The 16,309-nt window shown below is 65.0% G+C and carries 19 protein-coding genes; 15 read left to right on the top strand and 4 right to left on the bottom strand.

All coding sequences use genetic code 11. The features are described 5' to 3' along the window. Window positions 1-26: 26 nt before the first annotated feature. Window positions 27-320, bottom strand: a complete 294-nt coding sequence (locus ACFQO4_RS15970; RefSeq protein WP_254157076.1) for a PRC-barrel domain-containing protein — start codon at window positions 318-320, stop codon at window positions 27-29. A 194-nt stretch (window positions 321-514) separates the two neighbouring features. Here ACFQO4_RS15970 and ACFQO4_RS15965 point away from each other — a divergent pair, with 194 nt between their 5' ends. The 10 genes from ACFQO4_RS15965 (at window position 515) to ACFQO4_RS15920 (ending at window position 9,043) form a co-directional block, all read left to right on the top strand. Beyond that, window positions 515-1,234, top strand: a complete 720-nt coding sequence (locus tag ACFQO4_RS15965; protein WP_500261867.1) for an HD domain-containing protein — start codon at window positions 515-517, stop codon at window positions 1,232-1,234. Window positions 1,235-1,238: 4 nt separating this feature from the next. Beyond that, complete coding sequence (locus ACFQO4_RS15960; RefSeq protein WP_500261866.1) at window positions 1,239-1,979, top strand: cyclase family protein; 741 nt, start codon at window positions 1,239-1,241, stop codon at window positions 1,977-1,979. A gap of 122 nt (window positions 1,980-2,101) precedes the next feature. Beyond that, window positions 2,102-2,494, top strand: coding sequence for a hypothetical protein (locus tag ACFQO4_RS15955; RefSeq protein WP_500261865.1), 393 nt, complete (start codon window positions 2,102-2,104; stop codon window positions 2,492-2,494). A gap of 70 nt (window positions 2,495-2,564) precedes the next feature. Beyond that, entirely contained in the window at window positions 2,565-3,104 is a 540-nt protein-coding gene (gene msrA, locus ACFQO4_RS15950) for a peptide-methionine (S)-S-oxide reductase MsrA (RefSeq protein WP_500261864.1), read from the top strand. An 81-nt stretch (window positions 3,105-3,185) separates the two neighbouring features. Beyond that, the gene (locus ACFQO4_RS15945) at window positions 3,186-3,938 is read left to right on the top strand and encodes a helix-turn-helix transcriptional regulator (RefSeq protein WP_500261863.1); all 753 of its coding nucleotides are present in this window, start codon (window positions 3,186-3,188) and stop codon (window positions 3,936-3,938) included. A gap of 67 nt (window positions 3,939-4,005) precedes the next feature. Further along, window positions 4,006-4,806, top strand: coding sequence for a cob(I)yrinic acid a,c-diamide adenosyltransferase (locus ACFQO4_RS15940; RefSeq protein ID WP_500261862.1), 801 nt, complete (start codon window positions 4,006-4,008; stop codon window positions 4,804-4,806). 105 nt (window positions 4,807-4,911) lie between these two features. Further along, a complete protein-coding gene (locus ACFQO4_RS15935; protein WP_500261861.1) occupies window positions 4,912-5,676 on the top strand; it encodes an ABC transporter ATP-binding protein in 765 nt (254 codons plus the stop codon). A gap of 52 nt (window positions 5,677-5,728) precedes the next feature. Beyond that, on the top strand, window positions 5,729-7,159 hold the full coding sequence (locus ACFQO4_RS15930) for a hypothetical protein (protein ID WP_500261860.1): 1,431 nt from the start codon (window positions 5,729-5,731) through the stop codon (window positions 7,157-7,159). 43 nt (window positions 7,160-7,202) lie between these two features. Next, on the top strand, window positions 7,203-8,597 hold the full coding sequence (locus ACFQO4_RS15925; protein WP_500261859.1) for a bifunctional metallophosphatase/5'-nucleotidase: 1,395 nt from the start codon (window positions 7,203-7,205) through the stop codon (window positions 8,595-8,597). A 35-nt stretch (window positions 8,598-8,632) separates the two neighbouring features. Further along, window positions 8,633-9,043, top strand: a complete 411-nt coding sequence (locus ACFQO4_RS15920; protein ID WP_500261858.1) for a universal stress protein — start codon at window positions 8,633-8,635, stop codon at window positions 9,041-9,043. Window positions 9,044-9,183: 140 nt separating this feature from the next. Here the strand turns inward: ACFQO4_RS15920 and ACFQO4_RS15915 are convergent, their stop codons facing one another. Then, complete coding sequence (locus ACFQO4_RS15915) at window positions 9,184-10,185, bottom strand: mechanosensitive ion channel family protein (RefSeq protein ID WP_500261857.1); 1,002 nt, start codon at window positions 10,183-10,185, stop codon at window positions 9,184-9,186. A gap of 125 nt (window positions 10,186-10,310) precedes the next feature. Between ACFQO4_RS15915 and trmB the strand changes: the two genes are divergently transcribed. Beyond that, on the top strand, window positions 10,311-11,369 hold the full coding sequence (gene trmB / locus ACFQO4_RS15910; RefSeq protein ID WP_500261856.1) for an HTH-type sugar sensing transcriptional regulator TrmB: 1,059 nt from the start codon (window positions 10,311-10,313) through the stop codon (window positions 11,367-11,369). Window positions 11,370-11,564: 195 nt separating this feature from the next. Then, window positions 11,565-12,656, top strand: coding sequence for an aminopeptidase (locus ACFQO4_RS15905; RefSeq protein ID WP_500261855.1), 1,092 nt, complete (start codon window positions 11,565-11,567; stop codon window positions 12,654-12,656). 164 nt (window positions 12,657-12,820) lie between these two features. Here ACFQO4_RS15905 and ACFQO4_RS15900 read toward each other — a convergent pair whose 3' ends face one another. Continuing rightward, the gene (locus ACFQO4_RS15900; protein ID WP_500261854.1) at window positions 12,821-13,447 is read right to left on the bottom strand and encodes a hypothetical protein; all 627 of its coding nucleotides are present in this window, start codon (window positions 13,445-13,447) and stop codon (window positions 12,821-12,823) included. A gap of 192 nt (window positions 13,448-13,639) precedes the next feature. Between ACFQO4_RS15900 and ACFQO4_RS15895 the strand changes: the two genes are divergently transcribed. The 3 genes from ACFQO4_RS15895 (at window position 13,640) to ACFQO4_RS15885 (ending at window position 14,732) form a co-directional block, all read left to right on the top strand. Further along, entirely contained in the window at window positions 13,640-14,029 is a 390-nt protein-coding gene (locus ACFQO4_RS15895) for a ribbon-helix-helix domain-containing protein (RefSeq protein ID WP_500261853.1), read from the top strand. 46 nt (window positions 14,030-14,075) lie between these two features. Beyond that, on the top strand, window positions 14,076-14,315 hold the full coding sequence (locus ACFQO4_RS15890; RefSeq protein WP_312908784.1) for a DUF5816 domain-containing protein: 240 nt from the start codon (window positions 14,076-14,078) through the stop codon (window positions 14,313-14,315). A 111-nt stretch (window positions 14,316-14,426) separates the two neighbouring features. Further along, window positions 14,427-14,732: a DUF7116 family protein gene (locus tag ACFQO4_RS15885; RefSeq protein ID WP_497903206.1), complete on the top strand. Its 306-nt coding sequence runs from the start codon at window positions 14,427-14,429 to the stop codon at window positions 14,730-14,732. 19 nt (window positions 14,733-14,751) lie between these two features. On the opposite strand, the gene ACFQO4_RS15880 is transcribed toward ACFQO4_RS15885, so the two are convergent. Beyond that, complete coding sequence (locus ACFQO4_RS15880; protein WP_500261852.1) at window positions 14,752-15,954, bottom strand: pyridoxal-phosphate-dependent aminotransferase family protein; 1,203 nt, start codon at window positions 15,952-15,954, stop codon at window positions 14,752-14,754. Window positions 15,955-16,309: the final 355 nt, after the last annotated feature.

Here is a 16,309-nt window from a genome sequence, read left to right as displayed (position 1 = left end):
AATTTCCGCGTCCGCGTACCGCCAGCCTACGCGACCAGTTCGTCTTCTTCCTCGTCCGGTTCCTTGACGCGTTCGACGACGTCGGTCACGAGGATGATGTCGCCGACGGATCGCACCCATCGGTACGGTAAAATAACGCCACGAGCGGTGGTGACCTCGTCGCCGAAGAGTTCGTAGTTGAGTCCCCCCAGTGCCAGTCCAGTGACGGCTTCGCCGCCGACGTTCAGTCGCAGGTCCTCGACTTCGCCGACGAATACGCCGTTGTTCGAGTAGACCTCGCGTCCGACGAGCGAGGTAATCTCCTGTGGAGTGTCGTCCATGTACCCACCCATGCACGGTGGACTCTTAATTCTTAGTCAGACAGTTCGGCGCTCAAGCGGGTGTCCGTCGATCACTCGATTACTCAATCTCTTGATTACTCAATCACTCGTTCACTCGAGTTCGCGCGGCCGATCGAGGATCGGACCGGCAGCCGTTCCCGAACGATTTTGTCGACGGCCACGAACGAGTGTCCATGAACGACGTTCTCGATCGGGTTCGTCCCGTCGCCAGATCCTACTTCGACGAGGCGGTGACGCCGGCCCACGACTGGCACCACGTCAGGCGCGTCGAGACGAACGCGCGCCACCTCGCCGCCGAGCGAACGGACGTCGACCAGGACGTACTGCTGTTGGCTGCGGTCCTCCACGACATCGGCCGACCGAAGGAAGATGCGGGCGCCATCGACGACCACGCCGAGTGGGGCGCCCGCGAGGCCCGGACGATCCTCGAGTCGGTCGACCAGCCTCCTGAATCGGTCGACGCCGTCGCCCACTGCATCCGCGCACACCGCTTCTCGAACGACGTCGACCCCCGGACGACCGAGGCGCGCCTCCTCTCGGACGCAGACAACCTGGACGCGCTGGGAGCCATCGGCCTCGCGCGCACGTTTTCTTACGGAGGCGAACTCGGAACGACGATTTACGATCCCGCCCTGTCGCCTGGCGAGGACGACACGCGCGCCGGCGCGACCAGCGTCAATCACGTTCACAAGAAGTTGCTTCGATTACCCGAGCGAATGTACACGCCAGAGGGTCGGACCGTCGCCGAGGAGCGCGCTCAGGTCGTCGAATCGTTCCTCGAGACGCTCGAGCGCGAAGTGAGCGGCGAGGACGAGGTGAGTAGTGAGCCGATAGACAACGACTCGAATACCGATCCGATCGATCACGACTCGAGCGAGGAGCAGGGTGCGTGAGCCGATGCCCGTCCACGACCTCTCGTACCCGCTCGAGACCGGTATGCCCGTCTATCCCGGCTCGCCGCCGGTCGCGATCGAACCGGCGACGACCGTCGAGGACGACGGCTACGCGACCACGGATCTGTCGTTCGATTCCCACACGGGAACGCACGTCGACGCACCCGCGCACATGCGATCGGATGGCCCGACGCTCGACGACTTCGACGTGGAACGGTTCCGATTTCGGACCCTTCTCGCAGATTGTCGTCCGCTGGAGCCTCGAGAAGCGATCGGGCCGGACGACCTCGAGCGGGCAGTTGCTGGCGGTGTGGACGCGGATGCGGACGTCGATTCGGACGCGGAAACGGACACAGATACGGACGTCGGCGTAGACACGATCGGATACGGAGACCTCGACCTCCTCGTCTGCCGAACCGGCTGGGAAACCCACTGGGGAACCGACCGGGCGTTCGACCACCCCTACCTGACCGCCTCGGCCGCCGACTGGCTAGTCGAGCGCGAACTCGACCTCGGCATCGACACGATGAACGTCGACCCGACGCCCGGGAGCGAACCCGCCAAGGACGAACCGGACGGCTACCCCTTCCATCGGACGATGTTCGCCGACGACCGGATCCTCCTCGAGAATCTCAGGGAACTCGAGGCGCTCCCCGCCGACGAGGCGTTCACCGTCCACGCGTACCCGCTCGCGGTCGCGAACGCCGACGGCGCCCCCGTTCGAGCGGTCGCCGTGCTCGAGTGAGACGGGCGAGAGCGGGAGTGGTGAGGGTGAGGTGGTCGAAAGCGAAGTGGCGGGGACGAGATGGTCGAGACCGAGACGTCGTCTCAGAACGCTTTTCCCCCGATCGGTCCTTGCTCGTGGTGATGGCACTTCCCGCCCAGCTCGTGATCGCCCTCGTCGGTGCCGTGCTCGTCGCCGTCGCCACTATCGTCGTCTACCGGGACGCCAAGCGCCTCGAGTTCGAGCGTCCGTGGCTGTGGGCCGCTGTCGTCGCCGTTCCGATGCTCCTCGCGCTATCGCTCCACCTCGTGGTCGGGACCGTCCCGATCCCTGGCCTGCTCGTGCTCGTGGTTGCGGGCCTCGCATTCTACGCGTTCGAACGCGACGACGCGGTCCACGGCGACGAGACCGCCGATCCACACGTCCTCCCCGGCGGGCCGGGAGCAGGTGAGGGAACTCCAGTCAGCGATCCCGGGTCGGAGGGAGACGAAGACGGGGCCGAAGGCGAGGACGGCAGTGGAGACGGCGACCGGTGACCGGAGCCTGAACGGCCGAGACACGAAATTGGCCCGTCACACCTTTTGCCAGCCAGCACGTACGACACCCATGGAACGAGCGACCGTCGGCGGCGGCTGTTTCTGGTGTGTCGAGGCAGCATACAAGGAACTCGAGGGAATCGAATCGGTCACGTCGGGCTACGCGGGGGGCCACGTCGAGGATCCGAGCTACGAGGCCGTTTGCAGGGGCGAGACCGGCCACGCGGAGGTCGTCCAGCTCGAGTACGACCCCGAGGTGATCGGGTACGACGAGATTCTCGAAGTCTTCTTCACCGTCCACGATCCGACGCAGGTGAACCGACAGGGACCGGACGTCGGCACCCAGTACCGGTCGGCCATCTTCACGCACGACGACGAGCAACGCGAACTCGCGACGGCGTTTATCGAGGAACTCGAGGCAGAGGGCGTCTACGACGACGAAATTGCGACCGAGGTCGAACCGCTCGAGGCGTTCTACGAGGCCGAGGCGTACCACCAGGATTACTTCGAGAAAAATCCCACGGACGCCTACTGTCGGATGCACGCCGCACCCAAGATCGACAAGGTTCGCGAGCGGTTCACCGAGCGCGTAGCCGAATCGACGCAGTAGCGAGTAGACGGAGCCGTTTCGAACCTGGCAACGCCCGAGAGTTATTAATGCCTCGCCACGAACCACGAGACGAACTGGTGCATGGACGAAGTACTCGCGACGCGAAACGCCCTCCTCGAAGCCCTCCTCGAGACGCCACGGACGAAACCCGAACTCGTCGACGAACTGTCCACGTCCCGTTCGACGATCGACCGCGGGATCGCATCGTTGCTCGAGACCGGGTGTATCGAACGACGCGGCTCGGCTTACCTCGCGACCGAGACGGGGCGACTCGCCTGTCGCGCTCGACGGGACTACCTCGCCGATCTGAAGCAGATCGAGCGGGGGAGGCCGGTCCTGAAGGAACTCCCCCTCGAGTCGATCGACCTGTCATTCCTTCGCGAGGCATCGATCGACGTGCCGAGTCCTCAGGCGCCGTGGACGGCCCTCGAAACGAGCATGCAGTACATCCGCGAATCGTCAGCGGTGTACGGCACGGCCCCGGTGGTCTTCGACCTCTACTTCGACGAGTTCCTGGAATCGATCGAGAACGGCGGGTTACGCGCGGAATTGATCCTCGACCGGAACCTGTTTTCCTCACTCGACGACGAGCAGCACGACCGACTTCGGGAGATCATCGAAGCGGACTGTGGTCGGCTGTACACGACCCCGCTCGAGACGTCGTACGCCATCTGGATCGCCGAAAGAGAGACCGTCGTCGCCGGGTTGACGGTGTACTCCGAGAACGGGCTCGCGGGCGTCCTCCGAACCGACGATCCCGAGAGCGTCGACTGGGTTCGCGAACGGTACCGCGAGCGCCGAGGTGAGTCCGAACTCGTCTGGAACCCCGACTGATGCCGATCGAGGCGGGGGAAGCGGTCGGGAGCACAAACGGTTAGGTCGTGACGGTTCGAGATTGCCCATGGACGAACCAGCGGCGAACGGCGGCGAACGTGAGGCCGACAGCGATGGCGAGCGTGAAGACAACAGCGACAGTCAGCGTGGGGGAGACAGCGGCGGCGAACCGGAAACAGTGGCCGGCGGCGACGTCGAGACCGGCCTCCTCGAGAACACTCCCGGCGGCGGGGACGCTCCTGCCGCTCGACCGATCACACCCGACACCCCCTCGGAGTTCGGCCTGGTACAGGTGTGGTGGGGCGACGGCAAGGGAAAGACCACGGCTGCGATGGGGATGGGACTACGGGCTGCCGGAAACGGATTTCGGGTCCACATGCTCCAGTTCATGAAGGGCGGCGCCTCAAGCGTCGAGGCCGTCCGCGGCGAGTACAACGCCATCGAGGCACTTCCCGGGTTCAGCTACGAGAACCTCGGTCACTACGGCTGGCACGGGATGGCCGACGGGAGCGACGACGTCGACCACGAGCGCGAGGCCAGATCCGGACTCGAGCGCGCTCGCGACCTGGTGTCAGCGGCGAACGAAGCCGACCTGACGACGCCGTTCCCGCTCGACTCCGATCCCGACGACGGCGTCCACATGCTCGTTCTCGACGAGATCCTCTACGCCGTCGAGAGCGACCTCATCGAGCCCGAATCCGTGATCGAACTTCTCGAAACCAGGCCGGACTCGCTCGAGGTCGTGCTCACGGGCGGTCACACCGAACCGGCGTACCTCCTCGAGCACGCCGATCTCGTGACGGAGGTCGCCAAGCATCGTCACCCCTTCGACGACGGCCAGCGAGCACGGCGCGGGACGGAGTACTGACGCGGGATGGAGTACTGATTGTCCGAAAACGACCCGTCGTGCTGTCACTCCTCGACGGAACGGACAGTACAGTTATGGGGAACCCCCGACGAATCGTCCACAGCAATGGTCGCGCTCCGCGTCGCCGGACTCGAGAAGTCGTTCGGGTCGGTGACCGCACTCTCGGGGATGGATTTCGCCGTCGAGTCGGGCGAACTCTTCGGGTTTCTCGGTCCCAACGGCGCCGGCAAGACGACGACGATCGGCATCCTCACGGGCCGACTGGCTCCTGACGCGGGCGAAGTGTCCGTTCTGGAGACCGATCCCACGACCGAGCCGGTCGAGACGCGCCGGCGGGTCGGAATCCTTCCCGAACAACAGTCGCCGCCGAGTTTCCTGACGCCACGAGAGTACTTCGAGTTCGTGGGCTCGATTCGCGGACTCGAGCCCGACATCGTCTCGGCCCGCGTCGACACCTGGGCCGACCGCCTCGGCTTCGCGAGTAAACTCGAGACGCTGCACACCGACCTCTCGCGAGGCCAGCAACAGAAGGTGATGATCACGCAGGCGTTCCTCCACGAACCCGACCTCGTCTTCATCGACGAACCGCTCGTCAACCTCGACCCGCTCGTCCAGGAACGGGTGAAGGCGTTCCTGCTCGAGTACGTCGACCGCGGACACACGGTCTTCGTGTCGACGCACAACGTCGACGTCGCGGAGGCCATCTGTACCCGCGTCGGGTTCGTTGCCGACGGGACCTGCCGGATCGTCGAGACGACCTCCGACGGTGGCGGACTTCGCGAGCAGTTCCTCGCGTACGTCGAGACGACCGATTCCGAGGACGTACCGACGCTCGAGGACGAGGGCTCGACCCCGGCACCGCGACAGTAGCCCCGCCGACCCACGAACCCACGTACTACCGTACTCACGCACCACCGAACCAATGACCGCGTCCCACGATTGGCTCGTCTTCCGCGCGCTCGCCCTCGAGGAGTGGCGACTCCACGCCCGACTGTTCGGCGGCCGACGGTTCTACGCCTTTCCGCTCGTCGTCGCGGCCCTCGTCGTGGCCGGCGGGTTCGCCCTGCGCGAGACGGGCTACGCGACCGACTCGATCCTGGCCGGCGTCCACGTCGCGGCCCTCGCCTTCGGCCTCTACAGCGGCACCGCCGCCCTCGCCGGCTCAGAAATGCTCGAGAACGTCTTCGGCGACCTTTCCTTGCTCCTCTCGAGCGCGGACACCCTCCCGCTGTCCCGACGACGGTTGCTCGCACACTTCCTGCTGAAGGACGCCCTCTTCTACGGGGTGACGATGATCCTGCCGCTCTCGCTGGTGGTCGTGGCCCTCGAGGGGCTCTCGGTTTCGACGCCCGGGGACGTCATCTGGCTCTGGCTCACGCTGTGGCTCGTCTTCGCTGCCGGAATGACGGCGACGCTCGCGCTCATCGCCCTTCGAACCCGCGGTCTCTCGACGCGGGGCGGACTGCTCGGCGTCCTCGCGGTCGGCGGCGCGTGGTTGATCGCGGGTCGTCCTCGCCCGTCCGTCTCCGTGACCGACCTCGTCCTGGTCGGGCCGCCGCTCCGACTGACCGCCTCCCTCGTCGCCGTGCTCGTCGTGACCGCCGCGCTCTCCGTTCGAATCTACGATCCCGCGTACGCGCGCTCGACGCGAACGCACCGCCAGCGCTTTCGTGCGCTCGAGTCCCTGCCCGGGAGCGACCCCCTCGTCGCGAAGACGCTGCTCGACCTGGCTCGCTCGAGCGGTGGCGTCTGGAAGCCGCTCGTGTCGGTGGGAATCCTCCTCGGCCTCGTCGTCGTGCTCGTCGGGGTCGTTCGAGACGGCGTCGGGATCGAACCCGCGCTCGGTCCGTTCTTCGGGAGCGTGCTCGGCCTGTCGGCCTTCACGACCTACAACTGGCTGACCCAGTTCGACGCCGTGGAGTCCTACGCGGCCTACCCCGTCTCGGTCGCGGCTGTCTTTCGGGCGAAGCGAGTCGCCTTCTACCTCGTCGGCCTCCCGACGATGACGCTCGCCTACCTCGTCGCACTCGCCTGGGCTCGACCGCCGCTTCTCGACGCCGTCGTCGGGTTCGTGCTCCTCGTCGGCCTCGCGCTGTACTACTACGGGCTGACCGTCTTCGTCGCCGGCTTCGATCCCAACGAGTTCCTCTTCGACGCGGTCCGGTTCGGCGCGTTCACCCTCGGCGTCGCCGTCGCCCTGGTGCCGACGCTCGTCGTCGGCTTCGTCGCCGCACCGCTGACTACCGCCGTCGCGGCCGTACTGACGGCGATCGGCTGTATCGCCGGGGCGCTCGGGTGGTGGCTCGCCGTCCGTTCGGAGCCGCGGTGGACGCGACGGTACCGCCGCGGGTGACGAACCGACGGAGCAAAGACCGTCGAATCGAAAGGATCGGCGAATGCCCGCTCGCGTCCTCCAGTACTCCGACGTCGAAAACGCCTGCGACGAGCCCGCACGGATCGGTCGGCTCACGACCGCCCTCCAGCAGTACCGGGACGAGGACACGGTGATCGTCGGCACCGGCGACAACACGGCACCCGGCGTGCTGCCGCTCGTGATGGAGGGGAGACAGGCCCTGGAATTTTACGACGCCGTCGATCCCGACCTCGAGACCTTCGGCAACCACGACTTCGATTTCGGCGTCGACGCGACTCGCGAGATCGTTCGCCGCTCCCCGCAGACCTGGCTGAGCGCGAACGTGCGGCGCAACGGCGGCCGGTTCGGGTCGGACGTGGGCGTCCGGCCGTGGACCGTGCTCGAGCGAGACGGAACGCGGGTCGGTTTCACGGGGGTCACGACGCCCCGGACGGTGTCGCTGAACCCGATGGCAACGGACATCGACGTTCACGACCCCGTCGAGACGGCGCGGGCGGCGATCGACGACCTTCACGACGAGGGGGTCGACTACGTCGTCGTCTGCTCACACCTCGGACGGGGCGACGACGACCTCGCTCGGCAGGTCGACGCCGACGTCGTCCTCGGGGGGCACGTCCCGAGTGCTCGGAACGAGGTCGTCGGGGGGACGCTACTCACGCGACCCGGCGACGGCGGGACGGCGATCGTGGACCTCTCGTTCGAGCGCGACGGGCCGACTGCAACGATTCGGCGGACGACCAAACTCGAGCCCCACGAGGACGTGCGCCGGTCGTTCGAGACCCTCCAGGCCGAGACGGGACTCGACGAGGTGATCGCTCGCGTCGACGAACCGCTCGACCGATCCGAGACGACACTCTTTGGCGGCGAGGCCAGGCTCGGGAACTTCGTCACCGACGCCTACCGCTGGAAGACCGGGGCCGACGTCGCCATCCAGAACAGCGGCGGGCTCAGGACCGGGACGACGCTCTCGGGTGACGTCACGGTCGCCGACGTGATCAGCCTCGTCCCGTTCGAGGAACCCGTCGCCGTCGCCGAGGTCAGCGGCTCAACCCTCGAGGCCATCTTCGAGGGGGGCGCCGGGCTCGACCTGGGCTTCGCCGAACCGGACTGGTGGCACGCCCAGGTGAGTGGCGCCGTCCTCGAGTGGGATCCGACGGATCACTCCGTCACGGTCGACAGCGTCGGCGGGGAACCGCTCGACCCCGACCAGCGTTACCAAGTGGCAACCTCCGATTACCTCTTTCACACCGACGACGAGTTTCCCGCGCTGGACCCGGCGGACCGCATCGAGCGAACCGAGGTTTGCCAGTACGACGTGCTGGTCGAATACGCCAGACAGAACGGCATCGACCCCACCATCGAGGGGCGCGTGCGACGACTCGAATCACGACTCGAGTCGAGCGAACGCACCGAGTGAAACGTTTACCACTACGGACCGCGTTTCCTCTCGTGATGACACTGGTCGTGGTCCCCGTTCGGTACCCATTAACGAATAATTCTCGTCGCACGCTCGAGGAGGCTATCGAGGTCGCCAGGGAGCGGAACGCGGCTCTCTCGGTGCTGCACGTCAATCTCTATCAGAACGGCAAGACGGTGACGCGGACGGATCTGAAATCGGCTGTCGAGCGACAGTTCGGTCGCCTGGAGAACACTCGATACGTCGTCCGATCTGGGTTTCTCGTCGAGGAGACGATTCTCGACGAAGTCGCCGGCGAGGAGGCGGACGTCGTCGTCGTGGGCACCAAACAGGTGAGCCGCTGGCGACGTATCCTCGGACGGGTGATGGACAATCCCAACATCGAGCGCTACCTCAAGAACCACCTCGAGTGCGAAGTGATTACAGTCGGCCAGGCGGTCGCGTAGGCGGATTCGGGGACGCTTTTACGGCGAGAGTGTCAGTACGTTCACGGCCAGACTGTCGCCGCTCGGCATCACTTCTGTAACCCGGCTCTGGACGGCTACCGGTCGGGACCGTAGTACGGACTCCAGGGGCCGCTCGAGAGCTATTCGTTCCCGCTCGCGTCTCCATCCCCGTCGGCGACCTGTTCGTGTTTTCGGCTCGTCGGCCGGGGCTCGAGCTCGCGGTCGACCTGTGCGACCCGGGCGGTGCCGCTGGTCTCGTCGAAGACGTGGTGGGTGTGCGGGTAGGCGAACTCGACTCCCTCTTCGCTGAACCGGTCTCGGATCGCCCGATGGACCGCCGAGCGGACGACCGTGATCTTGTACGGGTGATTCACCCAGTACCGGACCTGCAGGGTGACGCCGCTGTCGCCGTACTCGAGGACGTCACACGTCGGCGAGGCGGCGTACCGGGCGCTCCCGATGCGAATGTCCGGGCCGCCGGCGATCACGTTGTCGACGCCTCGCGTTGCTCGTTCGGAGACGCGTATAGCCGTCTCGAGGTCGCTCTCGTAGGTAATCTCGAACGAGACGGACAGCCGCGTCCGCTCGTCCTCGGCCGAGAAGTTGACGACGTCCCGGGCGTTGATCTCCGAGTTCGGGATGACGATGAAGGTATTCTCGAGCGTGAATATTTTCGTATAACGGATCGTGATGTCCTCGACGAACCCCCGGTGGCCGCTGTCGGTGACCTCGATCATGTCGCCGATTTCGTAGGGTTGGTCCGAAAGGACGAACAGGCCGTTGATCAGGCTGCCGACCAGGGGCGCGAGCACGATACCCACCATGGCCGAGATGACGGTCACCGGAAGCAGAATTTCGACGCCGGTCAGACCGAGAATGTTGGCGGCGATCAGGACCGTGAACGCGATGACCGTGATTCGAACGGCCCGCAGGACCGTCCGCGTCACCGACGGCCGTTCGATCTTCTGGGCGATCGTTCGGCCGGTGAGGCGAACGACGACTTTCGAGAGGTACCAGCCGACGATCAGCACGAACGCGGCGAACGCCACGTCGACGACTCCGGGCGGAACCCAGTCGGGAGCGAGTGACCGCAATCCCTCCTCGAGGGCCGTTTCGTTGCCACCCGTGGCGTTCTGCAGCATACTCTCACTGTCAGGGGCGTCGTGGTTAAGCGTTCTGAAGGGTTCGACGCTGGGTACTCTGTTCTGGAATCAGGTGCTACTCGAAACATAAGAAATGTTTTAGCGGTCGCGTTCGATGACCGCGTATGGCCACTGACGAACTGCGTTCGACGGTCGAACGCGTGGGCGATCGATTCAATCTCGGCGAGTACGAGATCGACGCCTACCTGACCGTCCTCGCACACGGACAGCTCACGGCGAGCGAGATCGCCGATCGAACCGACATTCCACAGCCGCGCGTCTACGACACGGTACGCAGCCTGAGCGACCGAGGTCTGGTCGAACTCCGCGAATCCCGCCCGATGAAGATCGTCGCGATCGACCCCGGTAACGCCTTCGACGACGTCCAAGATGCCCTCGAGGAGATGATCGACGAACTCGAGGCCCGATACACCGCTCCGGCACGGGAGACCGAGGCCGTCTCTCTCGTGAAGTCACGGTCGACGATCCTGCGCTACCTCGAGGAAATCATCGAGCAGGCCGAGTACGAACTAGCGCTCTCGTTGACCCCCGACCTGCTGATCCGCTTCGAGGACCAGCTCCGGGCGGCGACGAGCGCTGACGTCAGCGTCGACCTGATCGTGACGCCCGCCGTGGAGGCGCCCCTCCCCGCGGAGTTCGACTACGAGGCCGTGGCGACGACAGCACGCGCCCGACGCGGGATCACGACGCCGGTCATCGCCGTCGCCGACGGCAACTACTCGATGTACGCGACCCAGGACGCCCTCCGGGACGACCAAGACCGCTACGGCGTCATCTTCAATCGCTCCGCGCTCGGCTTCCTGGTGTCGGGCTTCTTCGGCACCGTGCTCTGGACGACCGCCGAGCAAATCCTGGGTGAGAACAGCGAAGGTCGCCCCTACCCCCGGAAGTACGCTTCCATCCGCCGCTGCGTCAAGGACCTCATCGAGGACGGCGGCGAGTTCTACGCCACTATCGAGGGGCGTGACGTCGAGCGCGGAGGCTCGCGGGTCGTTCGCGGCCAGGTCGTCGACGTCTCCTTCGAGATGAGCGAGGAGGTCGCCAGCCTGACCCTCGAGACCGACGACGGCTCCGTGAGCGTCGGCGGCCGGGTCGCCGCACTCGAGGACGTCGAGGCTCACGAGATTCACATCGGTCGCCAGGAACCGCCGACGCTCGAGTAGCGCGTGAGGCGGTGCGGTTCTCGGTGCGTTGGGGCTCGGAACTCAGCGCTTTGGGATTTGGGATTCGGCAGGTCGGGACGTGTCGGGCCACCACTCGGGACCCGAGACTCGATCCGAGACCGCACCCGAACCGCGAACGCCGCCCTCGACGACCGAATGATAAAGGTTCTTGATGGGATTCCCCGACTAACGGGTATGGACCCACGCGTCCGCGAACACGCCGAAATCATCGTCGATCACTCCGTCGACGTACAGAAAGGCGACAACGTCAGAATCAGTGCACCGCCGATCGCCCAGGACCTCGTCGTCGCAATCCACGAACTGCTCGGCGAGCGCGGCGCCCACCCATCGCTCAGCGCGTCGAACAGCGCCGCCAGCCGCGCCTACCGACGAGCCGTCGATCCCGAGGACCTCGAGTGTCCCAGCCACGTCCTCGCGGCCGCCGAGGAGACGGACGTCTTCATCTCGATCCGGGCCTCGGAGAACACCTACGAGACCAGCGACGTCGACCCAGAAGTCACCGCGGCGTTCGGGCAGGCCTACAAGCCCATCCAGGACGAGGTCATGGGCAAGCGCTGGGTCGGCACCCAGTACCCCGCGCCGGGGAACGCCCAGGACGCGGAGATGAGCACCGAGGCCTACGAGGAGTTCGTCTGGGGCGCGATCACCAGAGACTGGGACGCCCAGCGGGAGTTCCAGCAGCAGCTTGTCGAGATCCTCGATCCCGCCGACGAGGTTCACATCGTCAGCGGCGATACAACGGACGTGACGATGTCGGTCGCGGGGAACCCGACGCTCAACGACTACGCGGAGAAGAACCTGCCCGGCGGCGAGGTGTTCACCGCGCCCGTCCCCGACAGCGTCGAGGGCGAGGTGCTCTTCGACAAGCCGCTGATGGCCCAGGGACGAGAGATCACGGACGTGTACCTCGAGTTCGAGGACGGCGAAGTCGTCTCCCACGCGGCCGAGAAGAACGAGGAGGTGCTCTCGACGGTACTCGAGACCGACGATGGCGCCCGTCGGCTCGGCGAACTCGGCATCGGGATGAATCGCGACATCACCGAGTTCACCTACAACATGCTGTTCGACGAGAAGATGGGCGATACGGTTCACATGGCGATCGGCCGCGCCTACGAGGAGACGGTTGGGGAGGGCAACGAGCGAAACGACAGTTCCGTCCACATGGACATGATCGTCGACATGAGCGAGGAGTCGTTCATCGAGGTGGATGGTGAAGTCGTGCAGCGGGACGGGGCGTTCGTGTTCGAGGACGGGTTCGAGGGCTGAACAGCCGCTTTTTGGTCCAGCTTTTGCGAGCGAGGCACGAAGTGACGAACGAGACAAAAGGTGGGTGTACGTCGTGCAGCGGGACGGGGCGTTCGTGTTTGAGGACGGCTTCGAGGGCTGAACGGTCGCTTTTGATCCAGCTTTTGTGAGGGAGTCGCCGCGGGCTACAGCCGACGCATGAACTCGGGTAAAATTCCGCGTTCGTCGGAATCCCCACCGGTGGGAGTCGGTTCCGTGCCAGGGAGGTCGACGCCTGAGTCCTCGCTCGAGACGTTCGGTTCGGTCTCCAGTTCATCAGCGTCCTCGCTTTTGTCCTCGTCGCCGTCGTCCGTTGCAGCTACGGCCTCCTCGAACTCCTCCGGCGAGTCCGGTCCGAAGTAGTACGGTTCGGTGGGCTCGAGGGTCGCCATCAACTGGAGGTTGGCGTACCCGGCGATGACGAGCGCCAGCGGAAAGATAACGTCCGGAAGCAAGATGACCAGGAAGACCGACAGCGGCGAGTAGATGAAAAAGGCGGCGACCCGAAACCAGTTGGCGACGTAGGCGTCGACCACGTAGGCGTAGAGGCCGTACGCGCCGATCACGATTCCGGCGTCGAGGTAGAGACCGACCGGCATCCAGACCCCGCCTGCGATGACCGAGTGGGTGTAGAGAGCGATCGCTCCCGTCAGCACCGTCGCCCGATTGACGTAGGTCTCGTCGAGAGCCATCCCGAAGACGAGGATACCCAACTGTAACAGTGGCGCGGCGATCCACCACGGCAGCGATTCGAAGATGAGTCCAGAATACACGTGGGTCTCCCTGTCGTCGTCCGAAGAGAGCCACGGAGACCCCTAAAACGTTCGCGCCGTTTCGAGCGTCGATACGAGTCTCGAGCCTCGAACCCCCAGGCTCAAATCTCGAGTTTCGAGTTCGATGAGTTAATATCAGAAATTCGATTTTTCCCGCAACAATAATGCTGTCGTAGCAGTGAGATGGAAGGTATGGCAAAAGATACCGTCAGATATCCCGACGACGTCGTCGAAGCCATCGACAACCTCGTCGACGACGGTATGTTCGAGAGCAAATCGGAGTTCTACCGGTTCTCCGCGGAGTACGTGCTGACCCTGATCAATCCGGAGCACGAAGTCGAGACGTTCAACTTCGACGAGATCAAGAGCGAGTTGAACATCGACCGACCGGCTCGATCCGAGGAGGTGGGCGCAGACGGCGGGACCTTCTTCCTCGACGCGCTCATCACCGTCCGAAAGTATGGACTTCGCGGGAACTACGAGGACGCCGAGGACTTCATCGACATGCACTACGAACCGACCGACCAGGAGTGTCTAGTTCTCGAGGAGGTGCTCGGTACCTACCGCGAACGGTCGGGCTGAGACCCGGAAGGACAGCCATTTACCCGCCGATTCCGTAACGGGTGGTATGCAAGCGGTGGCTACCGACGATGGGGACACGGTCTACGTCGCGACGACCGACGGCGACCGCGGATCCAAAGGACCGTTCCTGGTCGCCTACGAGAGCCGCGAGCGGGGGCGTCGCTACGGCTGGTTCTGTTCGAATTGCGAATCGATCGACAACGCGATGGACCCGATGGGACGTATCCTGTGTAACCAGTGTGGCAACCTCCGGAAACCGACCGAGTGGGACGCTGCGCACGAGTAATTACCAGTGGTAGTCGACGTAGCGACGTCCTTCGAGACGCCCGTTGACTGTCGCCGTGCAAACGTTTATCACGGTGTCCGATGTAGTTCTATTCGAATGGGTCCTGTTAACATGCGACTCGTCGAGCAGGCCAGGTCGATCTTCGCTGAACTCGGCTACACGGTCGAGGGCAACGGACCGGATTTCCGGGCAGAACGGGCGTGGAAGGTCGTTCACGTCAACGCCGTTTCCGACGTCGAACAGCTTCCCCGATGCTCGGGACAATTTCACTGTTTCGTCACTGAACCCGGTGACGTAGACGACCTCGAGGACCGACTCGAGAGCCTGGATCCGGGCTACGAGTGGGCCATCATCGCTGCCGACGGCGAGGATTATCAGGTCGAACGCGCACCGCCAGGACCGACAGTCACTGTCTAACGACAGTCCCCGCACTCACTTATCGGAGGGCCTCACGACACGCAGCGACGCCGCCGTCCGGATCGACGTCCGCACCGAAGTCCTCAAGCACGTCGCCCAGCGCCGCGACGAGGAGCGTGACGTTCTCCGGACGCGCGGAGTAGCCCATACAGCCGATACGGAAGATTTCGCCGGCGAGGTCGCCCAGGCCGCCCGCGATCTCGAGGTCGTAGCGCTCGAGGAGTTCGTCACAGACCTCGCCGTCGTCGATCCCGTCCGGAACTCGGACGGCGTTGAGGCTTGGGAGCCAGTACTCGTCGTTCGGGTTCATCTCGAGACCCATCCCTTCGGCCCCGGCCTTGAGCGCGCCAGCGAGTCGTCGGTGGCGCTCCCAGCGGTTCTCGATTCCCTCTTCGGCGACCAGCCGGAGGGCCTCCCGGATCGAGTAGACGTTGGTGATCGGGGCCGTGTGGTGGTACGCTCGTTCGTCGCCCCAGTAGCCCTCGAGCAGGGAGAGGTCGAGGTACCACGACCGGGATGGTTCCTCGCGCGAGAGAACCTTCTCCATCGCCTCGTCGGAGAGGGTGAGCGGACTGGCCCCTGGCGGACAGGAGAGACACTTCTGCGGGCCGGAGTAGGCCACGTCGATGTCCCACTCGTCGACCCGGAGTTCAACGCCCCCCAGCGAGGTGACGGTGTCAGCGATCACGAGTGCGTCGTGGTCGTGGGCCGCGGCGGTGAGTTCGGGGACGTTCGGCTGGCGGACGCCCGTGCTCGTCTCGGCGTGGATGAATCCGAACACGTCGGGATCGTGTTCCGCGAGCGCGTCCGAGACTGCCGCCGGATCGAGCGGTTCGCCCCATGGCGCGTCGACCTCGACGACCTCGCCGCCTGCGCGCCGGGCCATCGACGCCATGCGCCCGCCGAAGTAGCCGTTGGTCGGGACGAGCATCGTGTCTCCCGGCTCGACGACGTTGCCGATCGCGGCCTCCATCGAGGCCGAGCCGGTTCCCGAGACGGGGATCGTCCACTGGTTGTCCGTCCGGAAGGCGTACCGGAGTAATTCCTGCACCTCGTTCATGATCTCGATGAACGAGGGGTCGAGGTGTCCGACGAGAGGGGTGCTCATCGCCCGGAGCACGCGCGGGTGCACGTCGCTCGGCCCCGGTCCCATCAAGGTTCGCGTCGGCGGCGTCAGTTCGCCGACCTGCGGTGCGCTCGAGTCGTCGCTAGCTGGTGGCATGGCAAAGAGTGGTGTGGGAACCACCAAAAGCGTTCACTCCCCGGCGAATCTGTGGCTCGGGCTCTCGAGCGCTCCCGGAGTACGTCTCGGCTCGAGTGAAACCCCGTGTCAGTGGTGGCCATGTGGGGACGTCACCAGGTGGAATCGAATCCGTGCCCTTAAGTACGTGACCGAGAGAGAATACAATCCGTAAGCAAAACCGATGCACCTCCCGGCGCAAGCGAGGGAGGGAAGGGTCGATGTCACCAGCCGTCTACTGGTGGCAGATGAGACCGTGTGTACGTGTAGTCCAGGCGTCCACTGGACCCGTTCCCGGGTCACAACCGCTGCATTCTGTGCAGCACCGATCCGAAAG

Origin of the sequence: Saliphagus sp. GCM10025334 (genome assembly GCF_042663485.1) — an archaeon.
In the GTDB taxonomy this organism is placed as follows: Archaea; Halobacteriota; Halobacteria; order Halobacteriales; family Natrialbaceae; genus Natronosalvus.
Note: the sequence above shows the minus strand (reverse complement) of the source record. Positions and strands in the feature narration are given on the sequence as shown.

Coding starts and splice junctions, on each gene's coding strand:
- ACFQO4_RS15880 (WP_500261852.1), bottom strand. CDS start 15,954: ATGCCACCAGCTAGCGACGACTCGAGCGCACCGCAGGTCGGCGAACTG.
- ACFQO4_RS15945 (WP_500261863.1), top strand. CDS start 3,186: ATGGACGAAGTACTCGCGACGCGAAACGCCCTCCTCGAAGCCCTCCTC.
- ACFQO4_RS15965 (WP_500261867.1), top strand. CDS start 515: ATGAACGACGTTCTCGATCGGGTTCGTCCCGTCGCCAGATCCTACTTC.
- ACFQO4_RS15930 (WP_500261860.1), top strand. CDS start 5,729: ATGACCGCGTCCCACGATTGGCTCGTCTTCCGCGCGCTCGCCCTCGAG.
- ACFQO4_RS15955 (WP_500261865.1), top strand. CDS start 2,102: ATGGCACTTCCCGCCCAGCTCGTGATCGCCCTCGTCGGTGCCGTGCTC.
- ACFQO4_RS15895 (WP_500261853.1), top strand. CDS start 13,640: ATGGCAAAAGATACCGTCAGATATCCCGACGACGTCGTCGAAGCCATC.
- ACFQO4_RS15890 (WP_312908784.1), top strand. CDS start 14,076: ATGCAAGCGGTGGCTACCGACGATGGGGACACGGTCTACGTCGCGACG.
- ACFQO4_RS15925 (WP_500261859.1), top strand. CDS start 7,203: ATGCCCGCTCGCGTCCTCCAGTACTCCGACGTCGAAAACGCCTGCGAC.
- ACFQO4_RS15920 (WP_500261858.1), top strand. CDS start 8,633: ATGACACTGGTCGTGGTCCCCGTTCGGTACCCATTAACGAATAATTCT.
- ACFQO4_RS15905 (WP_500261855.1), top strand. CDS start 11,565: ATGGACCCACGCGTCCGCGAACACGCCGAAATCATCGTCGATCACTCC.
- ACFQO4_RS15935 (WP_500261861.1), top strand. CDS start 4,912: ATGGTCGCGCTCCGCGTCGCCGGACTCGAGAAGTCGTTCGGGTCGGTG.
- ACFQO4_RS15940 (WP_500261862.1), top strand. CDS start 4,006: ATGGACGAACCAGCGGCGAACGGCGGCGAACGTGAGGCCGACAGCGAT.
- ACFQO4_RS15970 (WP_254157076.1), bottom strand. CDS start 320: ATGGACGACACTCCACAGGAGATTACCTCGCTCGTCGGACGCGAGGTC.
- ACFQO4_RS15915 (WP_500261857.1), bottom strand. CDS start 10,185: ATGCTGCAGAACGCCACGGGTGGCAACGAAACGGCCCTCGAGGAGGGA.
- ACFQO4_RS15885 (WP_497903206.1), top strand. CDS start 14,427: ATGCGACTCGTCGAGCAGGCCAGGTCGATCTTCGCTGAACTCGGCTAC.
- trmB (WP_500261856.1), top strand. CDS start 10,311: ATGGCCACTGACGAACTGCGTTCGACGGTCGAACGCGTGGGCGATCGA.
- ACFQO4_RS15960 (WP_500261866.1), top strand. CDS start 1,239: ATGCCCGTCCACGACCTCTCGTACCCGCTCGAGACCGGTATGCCCGTC.
- msrA (WP_500261864.1), top strand. CDS start 2,565: ATGGAACGAGCGACCGTCGGCGGCGGCTGTTTCTGGTGTGTCGAGGCA.